This is a genomic window from Streptomyces sp. NBC_01788 (assembly GCF_035917575.1).
GTDB lineage: Bacteria > Actinomycetota > Actinomycetes > Streptomycetales > Streptomycetaceae > Streptomyces.
Genome location: NZ_CP109090.1, coordinates 815768 through 833864 on the forward strand (window position 1 = coordinate 815768; position 18097 = coordinate 833864).

General features: G+C 74.6%; 14 protein-coding genes. 6 read left to right on the forward strand and 8 right to left on the reverse strand.

All coding sequences use genetic code 11. The features are described from left to right. Window positions 1-23 precede the first annotated feature (23 nt). The 3 genes from OIE49_RS03870 (at window position 24) to OIE49_RS03880 (ending at window position 6284) form a co-directional block, all read left to right on the forward strand. The gene (locus OIE49_RS03870; RefSeq protein ID WP_326801072.1) at window positions 24-2615 is read left to right on the forward strand and encodes a hypothetical protein; all 2592 of its coding nucleotides are present in this window, start codon (window positions 24-26) and stop codon (window positions 2613-2615) included. 83 nt (window positions 2616-2698) lie between these two features. Then, complete coding sequence (locus tag OIE49_RS03875; protein ID WP_326801073.1) at window positions 2699-4291, forward strand: VWA domain-containing protein; 1593 nt, start codon at window positions 2699-2701, stop codon at window positions 4289-4291. Window positions 4292-4337: 46 nt separating this feature from the next. After that, window positions 4338-6284, forward strand: coding sequence for a serine/threonine-protein kinase (locus OIE49_RS03880; protein ID WP_326801074.1), 1947 nt, complete (start codon window positions 4338-4340; stop codon window positions 6282-6284). Between the two features lie 299 nt (window positions 6285-6583). Here the strand turns inward: OIE49_RS03880 and OIE49_RS03885 are convergent, their stop codons facing one another. Both OIE49_RS03885 and OIE49_RS03890 read right to left on the reverse strand, forming a co-directional pair. Further along, window positions 6584-8152 carry a phytoene desaturase family protein gene (locus OIE49_RS03885; RefSeq protein ID WP_326801075.1) on the reverse strand — a complete coding sequence of 523 codons (1569 nt, stop codon included), beginning with the start codon at window positions 8150-8152 and terminating at the stop codon, window positions 6584-6586. A gap of 60 nt (window positions 8153-8212) precedes the next feature. Continuing rightward, complete coding sequence (locus OIE49_RS03890; RefSeq protein WP_326801076.1) at window positions 8213-10459, reverse strand: serine/threonine-protein kinase; 2247 nt, start codon at window positions 10457-10459, stop codon at window positions 8213-8215. A 370-nt stretch (window positions 10460-10829) separates the two neighbouring features. Between OIE49_RS03890 and OIE49_RS03895 the strand changes: the two genes are divergently transcribed. Next, window positions 10830-11063 carry a hypothetical protein gene (locus OIE49_RS03895; RefSeq protein WP_100571208.1) on the forward strand — a complete coding sequence of 78 codons (234 nt, stop codon included), beginning with the start codon at window positions 10830-10832 and terminating at the stop codon, window positions 11061-11063. A 361-nt stretch (window positions 11064-11424) separates the two neighbouring features. Then, entirely contained in the window at window positions 11425-12231 is an 807-nt protein-coding gene (locus tag OIE49_RS03900) for a YihY/virulence factor BrkB family protein (RefSeq protein WP_234375774.1), read from the forward strand. A gap of 106 nt (window positions 12232-12337) precedes the next feature. Here the strand turns inward: OIE49_RS03900 and OIE49_RS03905 are convergent, their stop codons facing one another. Continuing rightward, window positions 12338-12898, reverse strand: coding sequence for a rhodanese-like domain-containing protein (locus OIE49_RS03905; RefSeq protein ID WP_326806133.1), 561 nt, complete (start codon window positions 12896-12898; stop codon window positions 12338-12340). Between the two features lie 120 nt (window positions 12899-13018). Between OIE49_RS03905 and OIE49_RS03910 the strand changes: the two genes are divergently transcribed. After that, entirely contained in the window at window positions 13019-13306 is a 288-nt protein-coding gene (locus OIE49_RS03910; RefSeq protein WP_326801077.1) for a metal-sensitive transcriptional regulator, read from the forward strand. 36 nt (window positions 13307-13342) lie between these two features. Here OIE49_RS03910 and OIE49_RS03915 read toward each other — a convergent pair whose 3' ends face one another. From OIE49_RS03915 to OIE49_RS03935, 5 genes are all read right to left on the reverse strand, one after another. Continuing rightward, on the reverse strand, window positions 13343-14089 hold the full coding sequence (locus OIE49_RS03915; protein WP_326801078.1) for a sulfite exporter TauE/SafE family protein: 747 nt from the start codon (window positions 14087-14089) through the stop codon (window positions 13343-13345). Window positions 14090-14201: 112 nt separating this feature from the next. Continuing rightward, a complete protein-coding gene (locus OIE49_RS03920; protein WP_326801079.1) occupies window positions 14202-15587 on the reverse strand; it encodes an MBL fold metallo-hydrolase in 1386 nt (461 codons plus the stop codon). A gap of 197 nt (window positions 15588-15784) precedes the next feature. Continuing rightward, on the reverse strand, window positions 15785-16660 hold the full coding sequence (locus tag OIE49_RS03925) for a universal stress protein (RefSeq protein ID WP_326801080.1): 876 nt from the start codon (window positions 16658-16660) through the stop codon (window positions 15785-15787). A 129-nt stretch (window positions 16661-16789) separates the two neighbouring features. Beyond that, window positions 16790-17530, reverse strand: a complete 741-nt coding sequence (locus OIE49_RS03930) for a CBS domain-containing protein (protein WP_326801081.1) — start codon at window positions 17528-17530, stop codon at window positions 16790-16792. A gap of 78 nt (window positions 17531-17608) precedes the next feature. Further along, on the reverse strand, window positions 17609-18049 hold the full coding sequence (locus tag OIE49_RS03935) for a pyridoxamine 5'-phosphate oxidase family protein (RefSeq protein WP_326801082.1): 441 nt from the start codon (window positions 18047-18049) through the stop codon (window positions 17609-17611). Window positions 18050-18097 lie beyond the last annotated feature (48 nt).

The window sequence follows — 18097 nt, forward strand, 5'->3', positions numbered from 1 at the left end:
ACCCGCATGAGGAAGGACACGCCATGGCACCGGGGCTGATCGCCGACTGGGCCGTGTGGGGCAAGGAGCCCCACACCAGCAGCGGATACGGGGTCCTCGTCGCGCACCCGCCCGGCCGCAGCGCCGAGTTCAACGCCGCCGTCCACCACTGGTCGCCGGGTACTCCGGAGCCCGGCGACCCGTTGCCGTGGATCACCATGGGCTGCGCCAGAGGCGTGGACGGAGCCCGCGCGGTCGGGGTCTTCGTGCTGGACCGCACGGCCGACGTGGACGGAAGCAACCGCGCGATCTACCGGATCACCCACTTCGCCGTCCCCTACGCGGAGGTGGGCGCGGCGGGCATCGGCTGGTGCGCACTGGCCCGCGCCGCCCACGCCGCCGCCGCGGGCCTGCCCGGCACCGGCGAGGGACCCGCGCGCCTGGCCTTCCGCGAGGAGGACCTGCTGGTCACCGATGTCGGCCACAACATCACGCCTTCGGTCTCGGAGCGCACCCGGTGGCTGGCGGCCGCCGCGGCCCATCTGCTGGACGGCCCGGTGGCGGTGACCGGCGACCGCCACCACGAGCCGTTCCAACTGCTGCGCGTCCTGGACTCCGTGGCCGCCCTGCTGCCCTTCGGCATGCGCAGCACCCTGTCCGCGGCCAGTTCGACATCCTCCGGCTCCGAGGTGCCCATGCGCCTGTACTGGGGTGAAGCCGAGGGCTCTCCCGGGGTGACCGCCCTGCCGGTGAGCGCCTCGCTGCCCGATCTCAGCGAGCTGTCCCCTCAGGCCCGCGGCTACCACGACCTGCTCATCGACAACTGGGCCACGCACGGCGGAGAGGCCGTCGTACGGCATCTCGCCGACGCCCGGGAGCCGTTGGACATCGCCGGGCCCGACGCGCACGAGAGGGCGCTGGAGGTGCTGGCGGCCCTGGACCCGTCGCTGGCGGTCGCCCAGGCCGTCACCGCGGGCCAGGACGTGGACGCCGACCGGATCAACCAGGCCCTGCGCATGCCCGACATCAGTTCCAGAGCGCTCGCCGTCCTCGCGGGGAAGGCGCTGACCCATCCGCACACCGGAATGGAGGCACTGGCGCCCCTGATGTCGAGTCCCGAGGTCTCCCAGGCCTACCGCGACCAACTCTTCGCCGATCTGCTCCACGGGCGGACGGACGTGGCCCGCCGCGACTTCGAGAGCATGCGCGCCGCCCTCACCTCCACCGGGCAGAGCCTGGCCCCCCTGGACGAGGTCCTGGCCGGCGCCCTGGACGAACTCCGGGTCCGCTGCCCGCAGGGCGTGCCCGATCCCGTGACCGAGGGGCTGTTGCCCGCCGTCGCTCCGTTCAGCGAGGGCACCATGCGCTTCACGCACTCCATGCTGTGCCAGGTGCCCGGCCTCGCGGGCGGCCTGGTCCGGTCCCTGTACGCGGAGGCCGAACCGGGCGCCCTCGTCCGCGCCTGGCTGCGATGGCTGTGCGGCGAAGCCGGGCCCGAGCAGCGTACGGAGATCGCCGGAGGCGCCGAACTCCCTCTGCTGAACACCCTGTTGAGCACCGGCACCGGTCCGGCCGAGGCCGACCGGAAATGGGCCGCGGGCCACCCGGAGGCGGCGGCACGTCTGCTGGAGGGCGCCGTCGTCTGCGGCGCCGTCGACCAGGTCCTGCTGCCCGGCTTCTTCCAGGGGCTCCTCGACCGCGTGCTCCGCTCCCCCGCCGCGGCGGACGGCACCCCCCGGTCGCCGCTCCTGCGCACACTGGGCCGGCCACCCGCCCGGATGCGTCCGGAGACGGCGGCCCACTGGGACGTGCTGTGCCTCCTGGCCGGTCTGCCGCCGTCAGGCTTCCTCAGCCTGGCCGCGACCGCGCCGCAGCCCGGCACCGTGGGCGTGACGGGACGGGTCGACACCTATGTCTCGACGCTGCGGGCGGCGCTTCAGACGCGCCCCGCGCACCAGCACGCGCCCGCCGTGGTCGACCTGCTGCTCGACCGGGCCCTGTCGGTGGACAGGGCCACCGGTGCCGGTCCGGGGCAGGCCGGCCGCGACCTCGCCTGGCATCTGTCGCACTGGCCCGGACCCTTCCAGCAGATCGTCCTGGACGCCGTGTACCGGCTCGCCACCGAGGAGCCGCACTGGCGCGAGACGTCCGAGGACCGGCGGTGGCTCATGCGCGTCGCGGACCGCCTGCCGTCCCTGCGGCCCCTGATCGGCCTGCGCCAGGTACACGGCCTGGCGTCGCGGTGCTCGGGCACCCCGGAGGACTGCGAGAAGCTGGCCGTGCAGGTCTGCGGGGCACGACGGGCGGGCGCCGCGAACAACCAGCTCGCCGCCGCCCTGCAGCACTGGGCGGCCCACGGACGCGTCGGCGAACGCGTCCTCACCCTGCTCGAGGCCTACGAGCAGATCTGGACCTCCTACGACGCGACCGGCCGTGCCTCCGAGGAGCGCGAGGACCTGGAGCTCGCCCTCATCCGGTGCAGCACCGGCCACCGGATCTGGGCCCAGTACCGCGAGCACGCGATCGGCCGGCAGACACAGCTCAAGGACGACCTCGACCGGCAGCGCCGGCAGTGCGAGCGGGAGATCAGCCGACTGCGCAAGCTCGACGCCGTCGCCGCCCGCGCCCGTACCTGAACGAGGCACAGCCCGACGAGCGCGAACCCCACGACATACAACGCACGACGCACAACCGCACGACACCAGGGGGACACCACCTCATGCCCACCACCCGGGCCACGGCCCACCGAGCCGCGCTGCTCGCCCTCGCCTTCCTGCTGGCCCTGTGCGGCGCGGCGCCCGCCGCGGCCGCGGACCCACCGGTGCCACGCGACGACATCTACCGCTCGCTGAAGGTCGACGACGTCCCGGCGGCCTACGTCGTCCTCGTCGACGTCTCCAGCTCCATGCAGGACCGGGGCCCGGACGGCGTACCGCTCTACACCACGGTCAAGCGGCGCCTGGCCGACTTCCTCGACTCGCTGACGCCCGCCGACCAGGTGGCCGTCGTCACCTTCGGCCGGGCCACCGGGGTCGTCCACCCGATGTCCCCGGCGAACCGCACCGACGGCCTGTTCACCAAGGAACTCCCCCAGTCCGCCAAGGAGTCGGCGAGCGACCACGGCGCCGCGCTGGACGCCGCCGCCGACCAGCTCGACCGCAGCACGGCCCCGGTCGGGGCGGTGCTGATGCTCACCGACGGCGCCGTCAACGCGCCGGGCAGCCCGTTCGCCAAGCTGGGCAGCACGGCCTGGCAGCGGCTGAAGTCGCGCTTCGCCGCACTGGGCGAGGACCGCAAGATCATGGGCTACGGGCTTCCGCTCGCCGAGGGCACCGGGGTCGCCGAGGTGCTTGGCGGCGCCTTCGGCGCCCCGCGCATCCTGCCGGTCGACCCCACGGCCCTCGGCTCGCAGCTCAGCGCCGCCAAGGACCAGGTCCGCACGCAGAAGGCGGTGTCCCTGCTCCGCGCCGACCAGGGCGGCGCGGTCACCGTGTCGGTCGCCGGGGAGGGCGTGAGCGGAGCGGGCGGCGCACATGTCGCCGTGGCCACCGGGGACCGCACCGGCGCCCGCACCCGGAAGCTGCGGGTGACGCTGGAGTCGAAGGCCACGCACGTGCCGCTGACGGTCCGGCTGACGGCCACCGGGGACACCGGCGGTCCGCGGCTGACCCCGGACGGACCCACCGCGCCCGTCACCCTGCGCCCGGGTGAGAAGAAGACCGTGCCGATGACGCTGACCTGGCGTCAGGAGGCCCGGTTCAGCCTGTTCCCCGGCGCCGGCGACTTCCGGGAGCGGGTGGGCCTGCGCGCCGAGATCTCCTCGGCGTGGACGACGACGGTCCGCGGTTCCCTCGGCGAGTCGAAGTTCTCCACCGGCGAGCCGGTCGTCACCGCGCTGGACCTGCGGGGCACCGTGCCCGGACGGCCGCCCGGCTGGCTCTACCCCCTCGTACTGCTCGTCCTGCTGCTGGGCTCCGCCCTCGTCTGGCGGGTCCACCGGCAGCGCAACCCCGAACTCGGCGGGCTGCTGGTCGTCACCGACCTACGGACCGGGAACCGGCAGACGATCCCGCTGCGCGGCCGGGAGGTCAGCGAGGAGACGGACGCCGGGCAGGTGCGGGCCCGGATCACCGTACGCGGCCGGCAGGAGGCCGGACGCGCGGTCCTCGTCCTGCGGTGCGAACGCGACGCCCCGCGCGCGGGCGGGGAGCGGCTGCGCGACACCGGCACCTGTGAGCTGGGCAAGTCCACCGTGCTGTGCGGCATCGGGTTCTCCCACGAGACGGAGAACGAGGCGGCCGTCCTTCAGTGACCCCTCCCCCGGCGGGCCGCGGAAGGCCCCGAGAAAGGACGTCGACATGGTGATGCCCCTGGACCCGGACGGGGATCCGGCGGAGGCCGCCGGGTTCCGGCTGCTGGGCAGACTGGGCACGGGCGGGTTCGGCACGGTCTACCTCGGCCGGCGGCCCGGCGACCGGCACGGGCCGGACACGCTGGCGGCCGTGAAGCTGCTCAAGCACGAGTTCACCGAGGACGCCCAGCACATGCAGCGCTTCCACCAGGAGAGCAAGGCGCTGGAACGGTGCAGGGGCGCGCGGATCCCCGAGCTGCTCGCGCTCGACTTCGCGGCCGGCCGGCGGCCCACGCTGGCCACCCGGTTCATCCCCGGTCTGTCGCTGTACCGGGTCGTGGAGGCGCACGGCGGCCCGCTGCCCCGCGACACGGTGCACACGCTCGCCGCCGAACTCCTCGACACCCTCGGCACCGCGCACCGCAAGGGGCTGCTGCACCGGGACCTGCACCCGGGGAACATCCTGCTGACCCACGACGGGCCGTGGATCATCGACTTCGGGCTCACCCGGATCCGCGGCCAGCGGGTCACGCTCACCCTCGACATGGTCATCGGGCAGCCCCACTTCTGCGCCCCCGAACAGGTGCGGGGGCTGGCCAGGACCGGGCTCGCGACCGATGTCTTCGCCTTCGCCGGCATCGTCCTGTACGCCCTCACCGGCCACCCGCCGTACACCGCAGAGGACGACGCGCGGGCCATGCTGGTGCGCCGGGTGAGCGGGGCCGCGCCCGATCTGTCCAGGCTGCCGGACGACGCCACGGGCCGACTGATCCGTGCCTGTCTGGCCGAGGATCCGGCCGACCGCCCCCACCTGGACGAGGTCGTCGACGGCTTCGGCCGGCCGGGGGCACTGCGGCTGCCCGAGGGGGTGGGCCGCACCCTGACCGCGTACCGCACCGAACTGCGGGACTTCCTGGCCGGGGTGGGCAACGCCGCGGATCTGACGGTGCCGTTCCGTCCGGGGCGGCGCAGTTGGAGCGCCGGTGTCGGGGAGTGGCCGCAGTGCGTCGTGGCCACCGAGGAGGACGGGGTGGTCGTGGCCGACGGCGGGGGCGCGGTGCGCTGGCTGGACGCGGCCACGGGCGCGGAGAAGGTGTGCCGGCCGGACTTCACGGCTCCGGTGCAGCTGTGCGCGGACGGCGACGTGCTGCTGGTGTGCGACGCCGACGGGCGGCTGGAGTCCTGGGACACCCGGGAGCACCGCCTGTGGTGGTCCTCGACGGCGGGCGGACTCGCCCAGGCGCGGGTGCTGCTGCGCGGGCGGAGCGTGTTCCTCGGCGACGCGACCGGCCGGCTGCACCACTTCGACGCGGTGACCCGGCGTCTGTGGTGGGAGACCGATCCGCTCACCGACACCTCGGGCGCCCCGGCCGTCCCGGTGGTGGTCGGGGCCCGGCAGGTGTACCTGTCGGCCGTGCGGGGCGCGGAGATCCTCGCCGTCGACGACGAGGACGGCGCCCTGGCCTGGAAGGCACCGGTACGGCTGCCGGCCCCGGTCCTGGCGCCGCCGCTGCCGCTGGAGGAGCACCTGGTGGTCGCGGACGGCGAGGGCACGCTGAGGTGCCTCGCGGCCGTCGACGGTTCCGCCGTGTGGGAGGTCCGGCTCGGCGCGCCGGTGGTGGCCGCGCCGGTCAGGGTGCTCGACACGGTGGTCGTCGGGGACGTCGCGGGCACGGTCCACTGCCTGGGCGCGGCGACCGGCGAGCCGGTCTGGCGCGCGCACCACGGGGAGCGCGAGGAGTTCTTCGCCCTGTGCTCCGACGGGGCCGCGGTGTACGCGGGCGGCTGGAGCGGACGGCTCCATCTGCTGGACGCGGCGGACGGCGCGTCGCTCCAGAGCTTCGACCTGGGCGGCCAGATCCTGGCCACGGCCTGCTCCCCCGGCGCCAACAGCATCCACGCCGCCTCCTCGGGCGGCACCCTGCACACGCTGCCGGCCGCGGCGGTCCGGTAGCGCGGCGTGCGGGAAACGGGGACACGGGTCCCCTGCCCGCCGCAGCGGTGCACATCATCGCGATCCGGTGGCGCACACCCACGCACCGTCAACGGCCCGGCCCCGAACCGCGGCCGCCCCCGCGCCGTGCAGAAGGGAGCCCGGACTCCGGACTCCCACTCGCCGCGGCGGCGCACACCACCGCGATCCGGGGGCACGCAGCCACGGACGGCCGGCGGGCCAGGCCGCATCCGCCCGCGCGCCGGCCGTCACCCTCCCGGGCGCGGGGCGCCGACCCGCCTCGCGGGGGGCGTGCGTCGTCAGTCGTCGCGCTCTTCGAGTACCGCCATCGCGGCGTTGTGGCCCGGTACGCCGCTGACTCCTCCGCCGCGTACCGCGCCCGCGCCGCACAGGAGGACGTTGGCCTGCCGGGTTTCCACGCCCCAGCGGCCGGTGCCCTCCTGGGCCCAGGGCCAGCTCAGAGCGCGGTGGAAGATGTTGCCGCCGGGCAGACGCAGGTCCCGTTCCAGGTCCAGCGGGGTCTTCGCCTCGATGCAGGGCCGGCCGTCGGCGTCGGTGGCCAGGCAGTCGGCGAGTGGTTCGGCGAGGTGGGCGTCGAGCTGCGCGAGCGTGGACTTCAGCAGTTCCTCGCGTACGGCGTCGTTGTCCCGGGCGAAGAGCCGGGCGGGGGTGTGCAGGCCGAACAGGGTGAGTGTCTGGTAGCCCTGTTCGACCAGGCCGGGGCCGAGGATGGTGGGGTCGGTCAGGGAGTGGCAGTAGATCTCGGAGGGCGGCGCGGCGGGCAGCTCGCCCACGGCGGCCCGGGCGTGGGCGTCGGCGAGCTGCCGGTACCCCTCGGCGATGTGGAAGGTGCCGGCGAAGGCCTCGCGCGGGTCGACCGCGGTGTCCCGGAGCCTGGGCAGCCGCTTGAGCAGCATGTTCACCTTGAGCTGGGCGCCCTCGGCGGGCTCCGGCGGCTCCTCGCCGGTCAGCGCGGCCAGGGCCTGCGGGGAGGCGTTCACCAGCACGTGCCGGGCGCCGACGGTGCCCTCGCCGTCGCGGGTGCGGTACGTGACCTCCGCCGCGCGCCCGTCGCTCACCACCCGTACCGCCTCGTGGCCGGTGGCGATGACGGCCCCGGCCCGGCGGGCCGCGGCGGCGAGCGCGTCGGTCAGGGCGCCCATACCGCCGACCGGCACGTCCCAGTCGCCGGTGCCGCCGCCGATCACGTGGTACAGGAAGCAGCGGTTCTGCGCGAGGGACGGGTCGTGGGCGTCGGCGAAGGTGCCGATGAGGGCGTCGGTGAGGACCACGCCCCGTACGAGGTCGTCGGCGAAGCGGTCCTCCACGGCGACGCCGAGCGGCTCCTCGAACAGGATCCGCCAGGCCTCCTCGTCGTCGACGCGGCGGCGCAGTTCCTCGCGGGTCGGCAGCGGCTCGGTGAGCGTCGGGAAGACCCTGCGGGCGAGGCGTCCGGTCATGCCGTAGAAGCGCTGCCAGGCCTCCCACTCGCGGTCGGAGCCGGTGAGCCGGGCGAAGGCCTCGCGGGTGCGCTCCTCGCCGCCGCCCACGAGGAGTCCGGTGGGCCGTCCGCCGCGCTCGACGGGCGTGTACGAGGAGATCGTGCGGGTGCGCAGCCGGACGTCCAGGCCCAGGTCCTGGACGATCTTCCGGGGCAGCAGGCTGACCAGGTACGAGTAGCGGGACAGCCGGGCGTCCACGCCGGCGAACGGGCGAGTGGAGACGGCGGCGCCGCCGGTGTGGTCCAGCCGCTCCAGCACGAGCACCGACCGTCCGGCCCGGGCCAGGTAGGCGGCGGCGACCAGCCCGTTGTGCCCTCCGCCGACGATGACGGCGTCGTACGTACCGTGTCCCTGGTGTGCGCTCATGGTCCTTCGTAACACGCGGTGATCCACATCGGCCAGGGTGCGGTCAAGGCGGATCGGCGCCTACGGCCCGTCGGCCGCGCGCTGCCCGCGCAGGACGGCGACCCTGCGGTACAGCTCTGCGGCCTCCTGGCCGCGGCCGAGTTGTTCCAGGCAGTGGGCCTCGTCGGTGCGGCTGGCGAGGGTGTCGGGGTGGCCGGCGCCCAGGACGCGCTCGCGGGCCCCGGCCACCGCGCGGTACTCGGTGAGCGCGTCGGCCCAGCGGCCGAGCCAGCCGAGGCTCACGGCGACCTCACGGCGGCTGACGAGGGTGTCGGGGTGGTCGGCGCCGAGCACGCGGCCGCGGATCGCGCACACGTCGCGGGACTCCGCGAGGGCCTCCTCCCAGCGGCCGAGCCGGCCGAGGTTGACCCCGAGACCGTGGCGCGCGCGCAGGGTCTCGGGGTGCGCGGGTCCGTGCACCCGAGTGCGGTCGTCGATCAGGGCCCGGTACAGCTCCAGCGCCTCCGCGCTGCGCCCGAGCCGGCCCAGGCTGATGCCGACCTCGTAGCGGGCGGCCAGGGTGTCGGGGTGGTCGGCGCCGAGCGCACGGGTACGTGCCCCGGCGACCTCGCGGTAGGTGTCCAGAGCCTCCGCCCACCTCCCCAACTGCCCTAGGGCGTAGGCGACTTCGAATCTGGTGACCAGGGTGTCGGGGTGCTGCGGCCCGAGCACCCGGGCGCGGGCGGCGGCAACCTGGCAGGCCATGCGGTACGAGTCGTCCGGGCGGCCGAGGCGGCTGAGGCTGAAGGCGAGGTTGTGCCGGCAGCGCAGGGTGTCGGGATGGTCCGGGCCCATGGTGCGCTCGCGCGCGGCGAGCACCGCCGCGTACACCTGGTGCGCGTCGAAGTGGCGGCCCAGGCGGCCCAGTACGTACGCCATCTCCTGGCGCACGGCGAGCGTGTCCGGGTGGTCGGCGCCGAGCGCCCCGATGCGCGCCTCGGCCACCTGCTTGTACTCCCGCAGCGCCTCGGCCGGACGACCGGTACGGCTGAGGCCGAAGGCGTATTCGTAGCGGCCGGCGAGAGTGTCGGGGTGGTCGGGGCCGAGGAGGCGGGCCCGCTCGTCGGCGATGGCCCGGTGTGCCTCGCACGCCTCTTCCCAGCGGCCGAGCCGTCCGAGGCTCAGGGCCGCCCGGTGCCGGTCGGTCAGCGCCCTGACGGCCTCCGGGGCGGGGACGGGCCGTCCGCCGGGCGTCCGCCCGGTCTCCGCCGGGCCGTCCGTGGCGGTGCGCGGGGTCCACTCGCCGGTCAGGCCGGCCGCGTCGGCCGGGGGTGCGGTGCGCGGGGCCGCGCCGGCCGCCTTGTGACCGGTGGTCATGCCGCGTGTCCACGACGGCAGCCGGGCGTCACGACCGGCCGGTTCGGACGGGCGCGGCCGTGGGAGCGGGGTGACCATGGTGGGCGCGTACCGCGGCACCGGCGTGCGGCCGGCGATGATGCGGCGGCTCAACGCGTGTGCGTCGTCGGGCCGTTGCTCGGGCAGTTTGGCGAGCAGGTCGAGGATGATCCGCTCCAGGTACCCGGGGAGTTCGGCGCGTTGACGGCGGGGCGGTTCGGGCGGGGTGTCGCGGTGCCCGACGAGGATCGCCCAGGCGTCGTCGAAGTCGAACGGTGGTGTCCCGGTGGCGAGTTCGTACAGCACACAGCCCAGCGAGTACAGGTCGCTGCGCTGGTCGACCTCGGTTCCGCCGATCTGTTCGGGCGACATGTAGTGCGGGGTGCCCATGGCGACGCCGGTGCCGGTCAGGCGGGCGGTGAAGCCGATGTCGTGGCCGAGCCGGGCGATGCCGAAGTCGCAGATCTTCACCGTCCCGTCGGTCAGGCGCATGATGTTCGCCGGTTTCAGATCCCGGTGCACGATGCCCTGTTGGTGGGTGTAGGCGAGGGCCGCGGCGACCTGTTCGGCGATCTCGACGATGTCGGGCACGGCCAGCGGCCGGTGGTCGTTGTCCTCCAGCAACTGTCCGAGGTTGCGGCCGTCGAGCATCTCCATCACCAGGTAGAGCACGCCGTCGGACTCGCCGAAGTCGTGGACGACGGTCACACCCCGGTGCTGGAGCGCGGCGGCCACCCGGGCCTCGCGCCGGAACCGCTCGCGCAGCACCCGGGTGAAGGACGGGTCGCGCTGGGGGCCCAGCGGCTTGAGGCACTTCACCGCGACATGGCGGCCCAGCGACTCGTCCCGCGCCCGCCACACCTCGCCCATGCCGCCCCGGCCGATGGTGTCGAGCAGCCGGTAACGGCCCTGGATCAGCATGGTGTCCGACATCTCGCGCCGCCCCCGTCGCCGTGTACCCCGCCTCTCCGGGCCGTGCCCGGCGTCCGGGCCGCCCCCTGGCCCCGTCCCGGCACCGGCCTGATCCGCGGGAGGGCCCCCGTCCAGTATGGCGAGCGACCGCCCGGCTTTGTACGGTGCGGAACGGACCCGGGGGCGCGGAGCTCCGGGTACGCGCGCCGCCCCGGGGGCGAGCCCGAACTGCACATCCCACCGTGCGAAATGACCCCGTACGAGGCGCCGGACGTCTGCGGCACCGCCCGCCGGGCCCCGTCCCGGCCCGCCCACCAGCGCTGATGCAAGGGCCCAGAGGAGGGACGAAAATGGGCAACGTACCTGATTCCCAAGCGAAAGGGAGCCAGTAATGCGACGTCGACTCACACGCGCACTGGCCACCGGCCTCGCTGCGGGCGTCATGGCGGGTGGCGCCGCCGTGGCCTCCGTGGGCACCGCGTCGGCAGCGCCCGCCAAGAGCACCACCTCGTACGGGACAGCGCACCACAACTGTCACAAGGTCAAGGGGCACTACTTCACGACCCGCCACGGCAAGAGGGTCTGGGTCTCGGAGCACATGGTCTGTACCACCAGGATGCGCTGAGGCCCGGCCTCGCCATCAGTGAAGGAGGGCCCTTCTCGTCCATGGGCGGGAGGGGCCTGGGCACGTTGACGACCGGGCGCGAAGGGGGTGCCCGTGCTCCCGGTGTGCCCGTGCGGGGCAGCGGCGCGACGATGGAAGTGCTGAGGGGCGATGCACCGCGAACGCCTGTCCCGGAACCTGTCGGACTCACGCCTGCCTATGGTCCGGCTGGGCGGCTGGGTCGCGATGATGGGTTTGCGCGGGCCGGGCGCCGGTCACCCGTGACCCGGAGAGGAGGCGCCGTCGCCATGTCATGTCCCACCCCGTCCCCTCCGGCGTCGAGCGGCACCGGCCACCGTGACGGGCGTTCACGGCGGCCGAGTTGAGCAAGCGGGAGTCCTCCGACCGCCCGACGACGCACCTGGGGTGGGCCGCTGAGCTCTACCGGCGCGGCAAGCGGCTGGAGCTCATGCACCGGGCGATGGGGTTCGCCACGCTCTCCCTGGTCACCCTGGCCCCGCTGCTGATCGTGGTCGCCGCGCTCGATCCGCTGCACCACGGCGGGTTCGCGTTGTGGCTGGTGGACGGCATGGACCTGTCCGGCCGGTCCGCCGACGTGCTCTCGGAGGTCTTCAGCCCGGCGCGCAGGGTGGCCGGTACCACCAGCGCGTGGGGCCTGGTGCTGCTCGCGGTGTTCGGCGTGTCCTTCGCGTCGAGCGTGCAGAACGCCTACGAGCGGGTGTGGCGGCTGCCCGCCGGGCCCTGGCACCGGATCTGGCGGCAGGCCGTCTGGCTGGTCGCGCTCATGGTGTACCTGTACATGCAGGTGCTCACCCGGACGGTGTTCGACGGGACCTACCGCATGCTGCTGAGCGTGGGTGTCGGCGTGCTGTTCTTCTGGTGGGGCCCGCACTTCCTGCTCGGCAGCCAGGTGCGCTGGCGGCTCCTCTTCCCCGGCGCCGTCGCCACCATGGTCGGCCTGGTGGGCCTGCGCGCCTTCTCGTTCCTGGTGTTCACCCCGCTGATCGTGACCAACGCGGTCAGCTACGGCGCCATCGGCACCATCCTGGTGGTGGAGTCCTGGCTGGTCGGCGCGGGGTTCGTCGTCTACGGCGGCGCGCTGTTCGGGCATCTGTTCTGCGACCGCATGGGTCACCTGCTGGAACACCAGGAGGGCCCCGTCGAGTGAGTCCGGGCCGGCCTCCGGGCCGGCGAAGGAGTCCGGGTCGCCGGGGGTGGCCGGTCGCTGCGGGACGGAGTCACTGCGGGGCGGCCGGTCGGCCGCCCCGCCGGTCTCACCTGCTCCGCAGCGTCTCGAGCGTCGCGTCGAGCCGGGCCGCGCGCGGCCGGTTGTGGGGGAGCTTCGCGAGCACGACCGCCATACCGCAGGTGTCGGTGAGGGCGGAGAAGACCAGTCCGCCCGCCACGCCCGCCGGCAGGATCAGCAAGGCCGGGTGGACGAGCAGTCCGAGCGCCAGCCCGAGCAGCACCAACGTTCCGGCCGTGAAACGCACTTGGCGTTCCATGCTCCAGCCGGCCGGGGTCTCGCAGGCCGTCGGCCGGTGCAGCTCGTGACCCGCCGCCGCCCAGGCGCCGGTGCCGCCGGTGAGGGTGGCGGCGGCGACGCCCTGCCGGGCCAGGTAGACGCAGGCCTTGGCCGAGCGGGCGCCCGAGGCGCAGACGACGAGGACCTCGCCGCGCTCCGCCGCGTGCCGTATCTCGGGCAGCGCCTGCCCGACGCGGTCCAGCGGGATGTTGAGCGCGCCGGGGAGGTGTCCGGAGGCATACTCGCCGGGCGTGCGCACATCGATGACGGTCAGCTCGTCGAGCCGTGAGCGCGCCTGCTCGACGGCCATGGGGACGGGGATGGAGGGAACGGTCACGGCGGAACGGGTCCTTTCCGGTCGGTGGGATGGTCGACGTCGTCCCGAGGACGGACGTACAGTACCCCCAGGGGTATGTCGCAAGGAGTGATCGTGGAACTGGAGCTCGAGGGCACGGACCTCAAGGCCGTGCTGAACCGGTTGCGCCGGGCGCAGGGCCAGATCTCCGGGGTGATCCGGATGATCGAGGAGGGCCGCGACTGCGAGGAGGTCGTGACCCAGCTCGCCGCCGCCTCCCGCGCCCTGGACCGCGCCGGTTTCGCCATCATCGCCACCGGCCTGCAGAAGTGCGTGGCCGACATCGAGGCGGGGCGGACGAACGGCCAGGACCCCGCGCAGATGCGGGCCCGCATGGAGAAGCTGTTCCTGTCGCTGGCGTGAGAGCGGGCCGTCCCGGGCCCGGCCGGCCGGCGCGCATCAGGCCACCGCGTCGACGAGCATGAACGCCGCCACCGCCAGCAGTGCCGCGGCGAAGATCCGCTGCAACACCGGCCCGGACACCTTGGCGGCCAGCCGCCTGCCGTCCCAGGCGGCGAGGACCGCCGCACCGGCGAACGGCGCGATCACCGCCCAGTCCAGCCCGTCGACCGTCCCGGCGCGCAGCGCCAGCGCGGCCAGGGAGTTGGCGGTGATGACCAGCAGGCTGGTACCCACGGCCTCGCGCATCCGCAGGGAGAGCGCGCCCACCAGGGCGGGGACGGCGAGGAAGCCACCGCCGACGCCCAGCACTCCGGTGACCGCGCCGAGTCCGGCGCCTGCGGCCGCGGCCCGCCCGTGCCGTACCGGACGGTCCTCCTCCGGCGCCGGGCGCGGGCGCAGCATCCGGGCCGCGGCGACCGCCGCGACGAGCGCGAAGGCGGCGGCCAGCACGGCGTCCGGCAGCCGTCCGGCGACCGCGCCGCCCAGCATGGCCGGGCCGATGCCCGCGGCGGCGAACGACAGGCCGGTGCGCCACCGCACATGGCCGTCGCGGGCGTGTGCGACCAGCGCCGTGGCCGAGGTGACGGTGACGACGACCAGGCTCGCGGTGGTGGCCGCGGCCGGGGTGAAGCCGAGCAGGTAGATCAGGGCGGGGACGGCCAGCACGCTGCCGCCGCCCCCGAGCGCGCCCAGTGCCAGGCCGACGACGGCCCCGGCGGCCAGGGCGAGGAGCAGAGCACTCACGCGATCGCGCCGTCCTCGCGCCGGCCGCAGGATCCGCCGCCGGTCCGGGCGTGGCCCGTGCGTGCGGCCGCCTCCAGGGCGGTGATCCTGGCGGGAGCGGGGAGGGCCGGACTCATCGGCACCGTTCCTCCCGTGCGGTCCGTACGGTGAGTCCCGCCTTCTCCGCGGACTCGAACCCGTCGTCCACCGCGACCACGTCGCGGCCCGCCGCGTCGAGCAGGGAGGCCGCCACGGCCGCCCGCATGCCGCCCGCGCAGTGCACCCACACCTGGCCGTCGGGGACCTCGCCGGTCCGCCGGTGCAGCTCGTGCACCGGGATGTGCACCGAGCCCTCGACGAAGCCCCCGGCCCGTTCGGAGTCGCGCCGGACGTCCAGTACGACGACGTCCTTCGCCGGGCGCCGCTCGGCGAGGTCCGCGAAGGTGGCCCGCGGGAAGGAGGCGGGCTCCTCGCCCGGGCGGAGCCAGGCGGACGGCCCGCCGGTGGCCGCGGCCGCCGGGCGGTCGATGCCGACCCTGGCCAGCTCGCGCTGCGCCTCGGCCAGTTGCGCGGCCGTCCCGGCGAGCAGCGTCACCGGCCTGCCCCAGGGCACCAGCCAGGCCAGATAGGTGCCGAGCTTGCCCTCGGCCTCGAAGTTGAACGACCCGGCGACGTGCCCTTCGGCGAAGGCCACCCGGTTGCGCAGGTCGACGACCCACTCCCCCGCGGCCAGCCGGGCGGCTATCTCCTCGGGGTCGGCGACGGCGGGCGGAGTCAGGTCGACGGGCTCGGGTCCGGCGGCATTGGCCGGTCCCATGTGCGTGTAGTACGCGGGGATGTCGTCCAGGCCCGCGAGCAGGTCCGCCACGAAGGCGTCGACGTCGCGGGTGAGCGCGTCGTTGACCACGCGTTCCCGGCCGATGGTCGTGCTGTCGCCCTCCGTCTGCCCGGAGGAGCAGAAGCTGCCGAAGCCGTGGGTGGGAAGCACCGCGGTGGCGTCGGGCAGTGCGTCGGCGAGCCGGTGGGCGGAGGCGTGCTGGGCGCGGGCCAGGCCCTCGGTCAGCCGCGGTTCGACCAGGTCGGGGCGGCCGACGGTGCCGATCAGCAGCGAGCCGCCGGTGAACGCGGCGAGGGCGGTGCCGGCCTCGCGCAGGACGTACGAGGTGTGGTGCGGGGTGTGTCCCGGGGTGGCCAGGGCGTGCAGGGTCAGCCGGGCGTCCTCGTCGACGGTCACCGTGTCGCCGTCGCGGACCGGGGTGCGCGCGAAGCTGACGCGGGCGCCTTCCGGGACGAGGTAGTCGGCTCCGGTGAGCCGGGCGAGTTCCAGGCCGCCGGAGACGTAGTCGTTGTGGACGTGGGTCTCGACGACGTACGCGATGCGCACCCCGCGCCGGGCCGCCGCCGCCAGCACCCGGTCGACGTCCCTGGGCGGGTCGACCGCCACCGCCGTGCGCCCGCCTCCGGCCAGGTAGCTGCGGTTGCCGAGTCCTGCCAGCTCGATCGTGTCGACGAAGAACACAGGGCACTCCCTTCCTGAGCGAAGAATTACCCCCGGGGGTATCTCGCACCGACAGTAGCACGAGTACCCCCGGGGGTATTTCCCGCCTCGGGCGGTGGGGAGGAAGGGTCCGGGAGGGGGCCGGGAACATGGTTCGGTCGGGCAGCACCGGAGCGCACGTCTCACCCGGCAGGACGCGCCTGCCCGGCACCGCGCGGTCACACCCGCTGCGGTACGACGGCCACCGGGCAGTGCGCGTGGTGCAGGAGGGTGTGAGCCGTCCGTCCGACCTGGAGGCCGAAGTGGCCCTCCCTGCGCCGTACCCCGACGATCACCAGGTCGGCGGCAGCCGACCGGTCCACGAGCACCCGGTGCGCCGGGCCTTCGACCGTCGCGGGGCGCACTCGTACCGCCGGGTGTTCGACCTCCGGTTCGCGCAGCAGCTCCTCGAGGACGGCGGCGGCATGCTCCTCCTGCCGCCGGGCCGGCTCGTCGGCGAGCACCGGGTTGCCGACGCCCTCGTGCACGGGACGCCGCCAGGCACGTACGACGTCGAGGACGCAGCCGCGCACCTCGGCCTCGCGGAACGCGAACCGCACGGCCTCGTGCCCGGTGTCGGCGTCGCCTGCGGCGAGCAGGATCCGCTCGTGGGTGCCGGCCAGGCCCGCCAGGTCGCCGCGCACCACGACCACCGGGCAGTGCGCCCGGGCCGCAACGGCGAGGCCGACCGAACCCAGCAGCAGCCCCTTCAGCTGTCCCCGCCCGCGAGAGCCGGTGATCAGCGCGGAGGCGTTGGCGGCCTCGCCGAGCAGGGCGGTGACCGCGTCCTGCGGAAGGATCTCCGTGGACACCTTCACCCCCGGGTCGCACCGCTGGGCGCGCTCCGCGGCAAAGGCGACGACGTGCTCCGCCATCACCTGCTCCGAGGGACGTCCCCCGGTCCCCGACGGCATCGCGCCCTCGTACCGCTCCCACAGGGACGCGTACACCAGGCGCAGCGGCAGTCCGAACCGGGCGGCCTCACCCACCGCCCAGTCCACCGCTGTCAGGCTCGGGTCCGACCCGTCGACACCCACCACCAGGGGCAGTTCCATCGACCTCACCGCCTTCCACCGGGGGCTGCCGCCCTCCTGCGGCTGCTTCTGCCACCTTCACCGTCGCATCCGGCACGGCACGGCGCGAGAGCGGTCCGGTCGTTCAGGGGGCCGGTCGGTCCCCTGCCGTCAGGTCTCGGGTCCGGTCCCCGTTCCCGTCCCCGTGGCGCGGGACGACGGCTGCTCGTGGGCCAGATCGGGTTCCAGGAGGGGGCGGCGGCGTGGTCCCGTGAGGTCGTCGCACCGCACGTCCACCACACCGCCGACGGTGCGCGTCAGACGGACGACGAGCGGGATCAGGGAGGCGTCCGGGAGCCTGCCGGTCAGGGTGACCACGCCCTCGCGTACCGCCACGCCCACCGAGTCCGTCAGAAAACCGGCGGCGACGATCTGACGGCGCACGTCCGCGGCGATGTCCTCGTCACCGCGGAGGAACACCTTGAGCAGGTCGGAGCGGCTGACGATGCCGACGAGCACTCCGTCGTCGCCGACGACCGGGAGGCGCTTGACGCCGTGCCGGGCCATGAGGCGGGCGGCCCGGCCCAGGGTGGCGGCGGGGTGGACGGTGACGGCCGGGGTGTTCATCAGCTCCTCGGCGGTCACGGCCCGGGCCTTGGCCGAGCCCGGCCCGGCCACGGGCCGAGGCGGCCCGCCGGGCAGGTCCGGGTCGTCCTCGCGCAGCTCCTCCTTGCGCAGCAGATCGGCCTCGGAGACGACGCCGAGCACCCGGCCCCGGCCGTCCAGCACGGGCATCGCGCTGACGCCCCACTCCTCCATGGTCCGCACGATCTCCTTGAACATCGCTCCACCGGCCAGGGCGACGACGGTCGGGGTCATGACGTCGCCGACGGTGTACTGGGAACCCTGCATGGCGTCCTCCGGCGGGCTCGAAGAAGAGAGGGCTGACAAGGGGCTGACGAGGGGGGCGGGCCGAGGATCACTCGAGGGTCAGACGACGGAGTCCAGGCCGTACAGGCTGCGTCCGCCGACGAGTTCACGGCCCGTGACCAGTTCCGGTTCGATACGGACGAACACCACCTGAGGCGAGGGCACCCAGGAACGCGGACCGCCGTGGAGCAGGCGCCGGTGCTCGGCCGGGTCGGCGACCACCGAGGCGGGGCCGGTGACGACGACGCTCCAGCCGGAGTGCGCGACCGCGTCCACCTCGTCGGCCTCGAAGGCGACCACCGCGCCGTCGATCGCGCGGACCAGTTCGGATGTGGCCGAGGTGCACAGCAGCACCGCGCCGTCGCCGTCCAGGGCGAAGTTGACCGGAAGCACCGCGGGCAGGGCGTGCCGCGTGTGGACGATACGGCCCACCGGCGCCCTGGCCAGCAGCCGAAGGCACTCCTGCCGCCCGAGCTCACGGAACCCGTCGTTGCGATACATCAGTCATCCGTCTTTCCGCCTGGCGGAGCGCGTGCGGCCGCTCCGCAC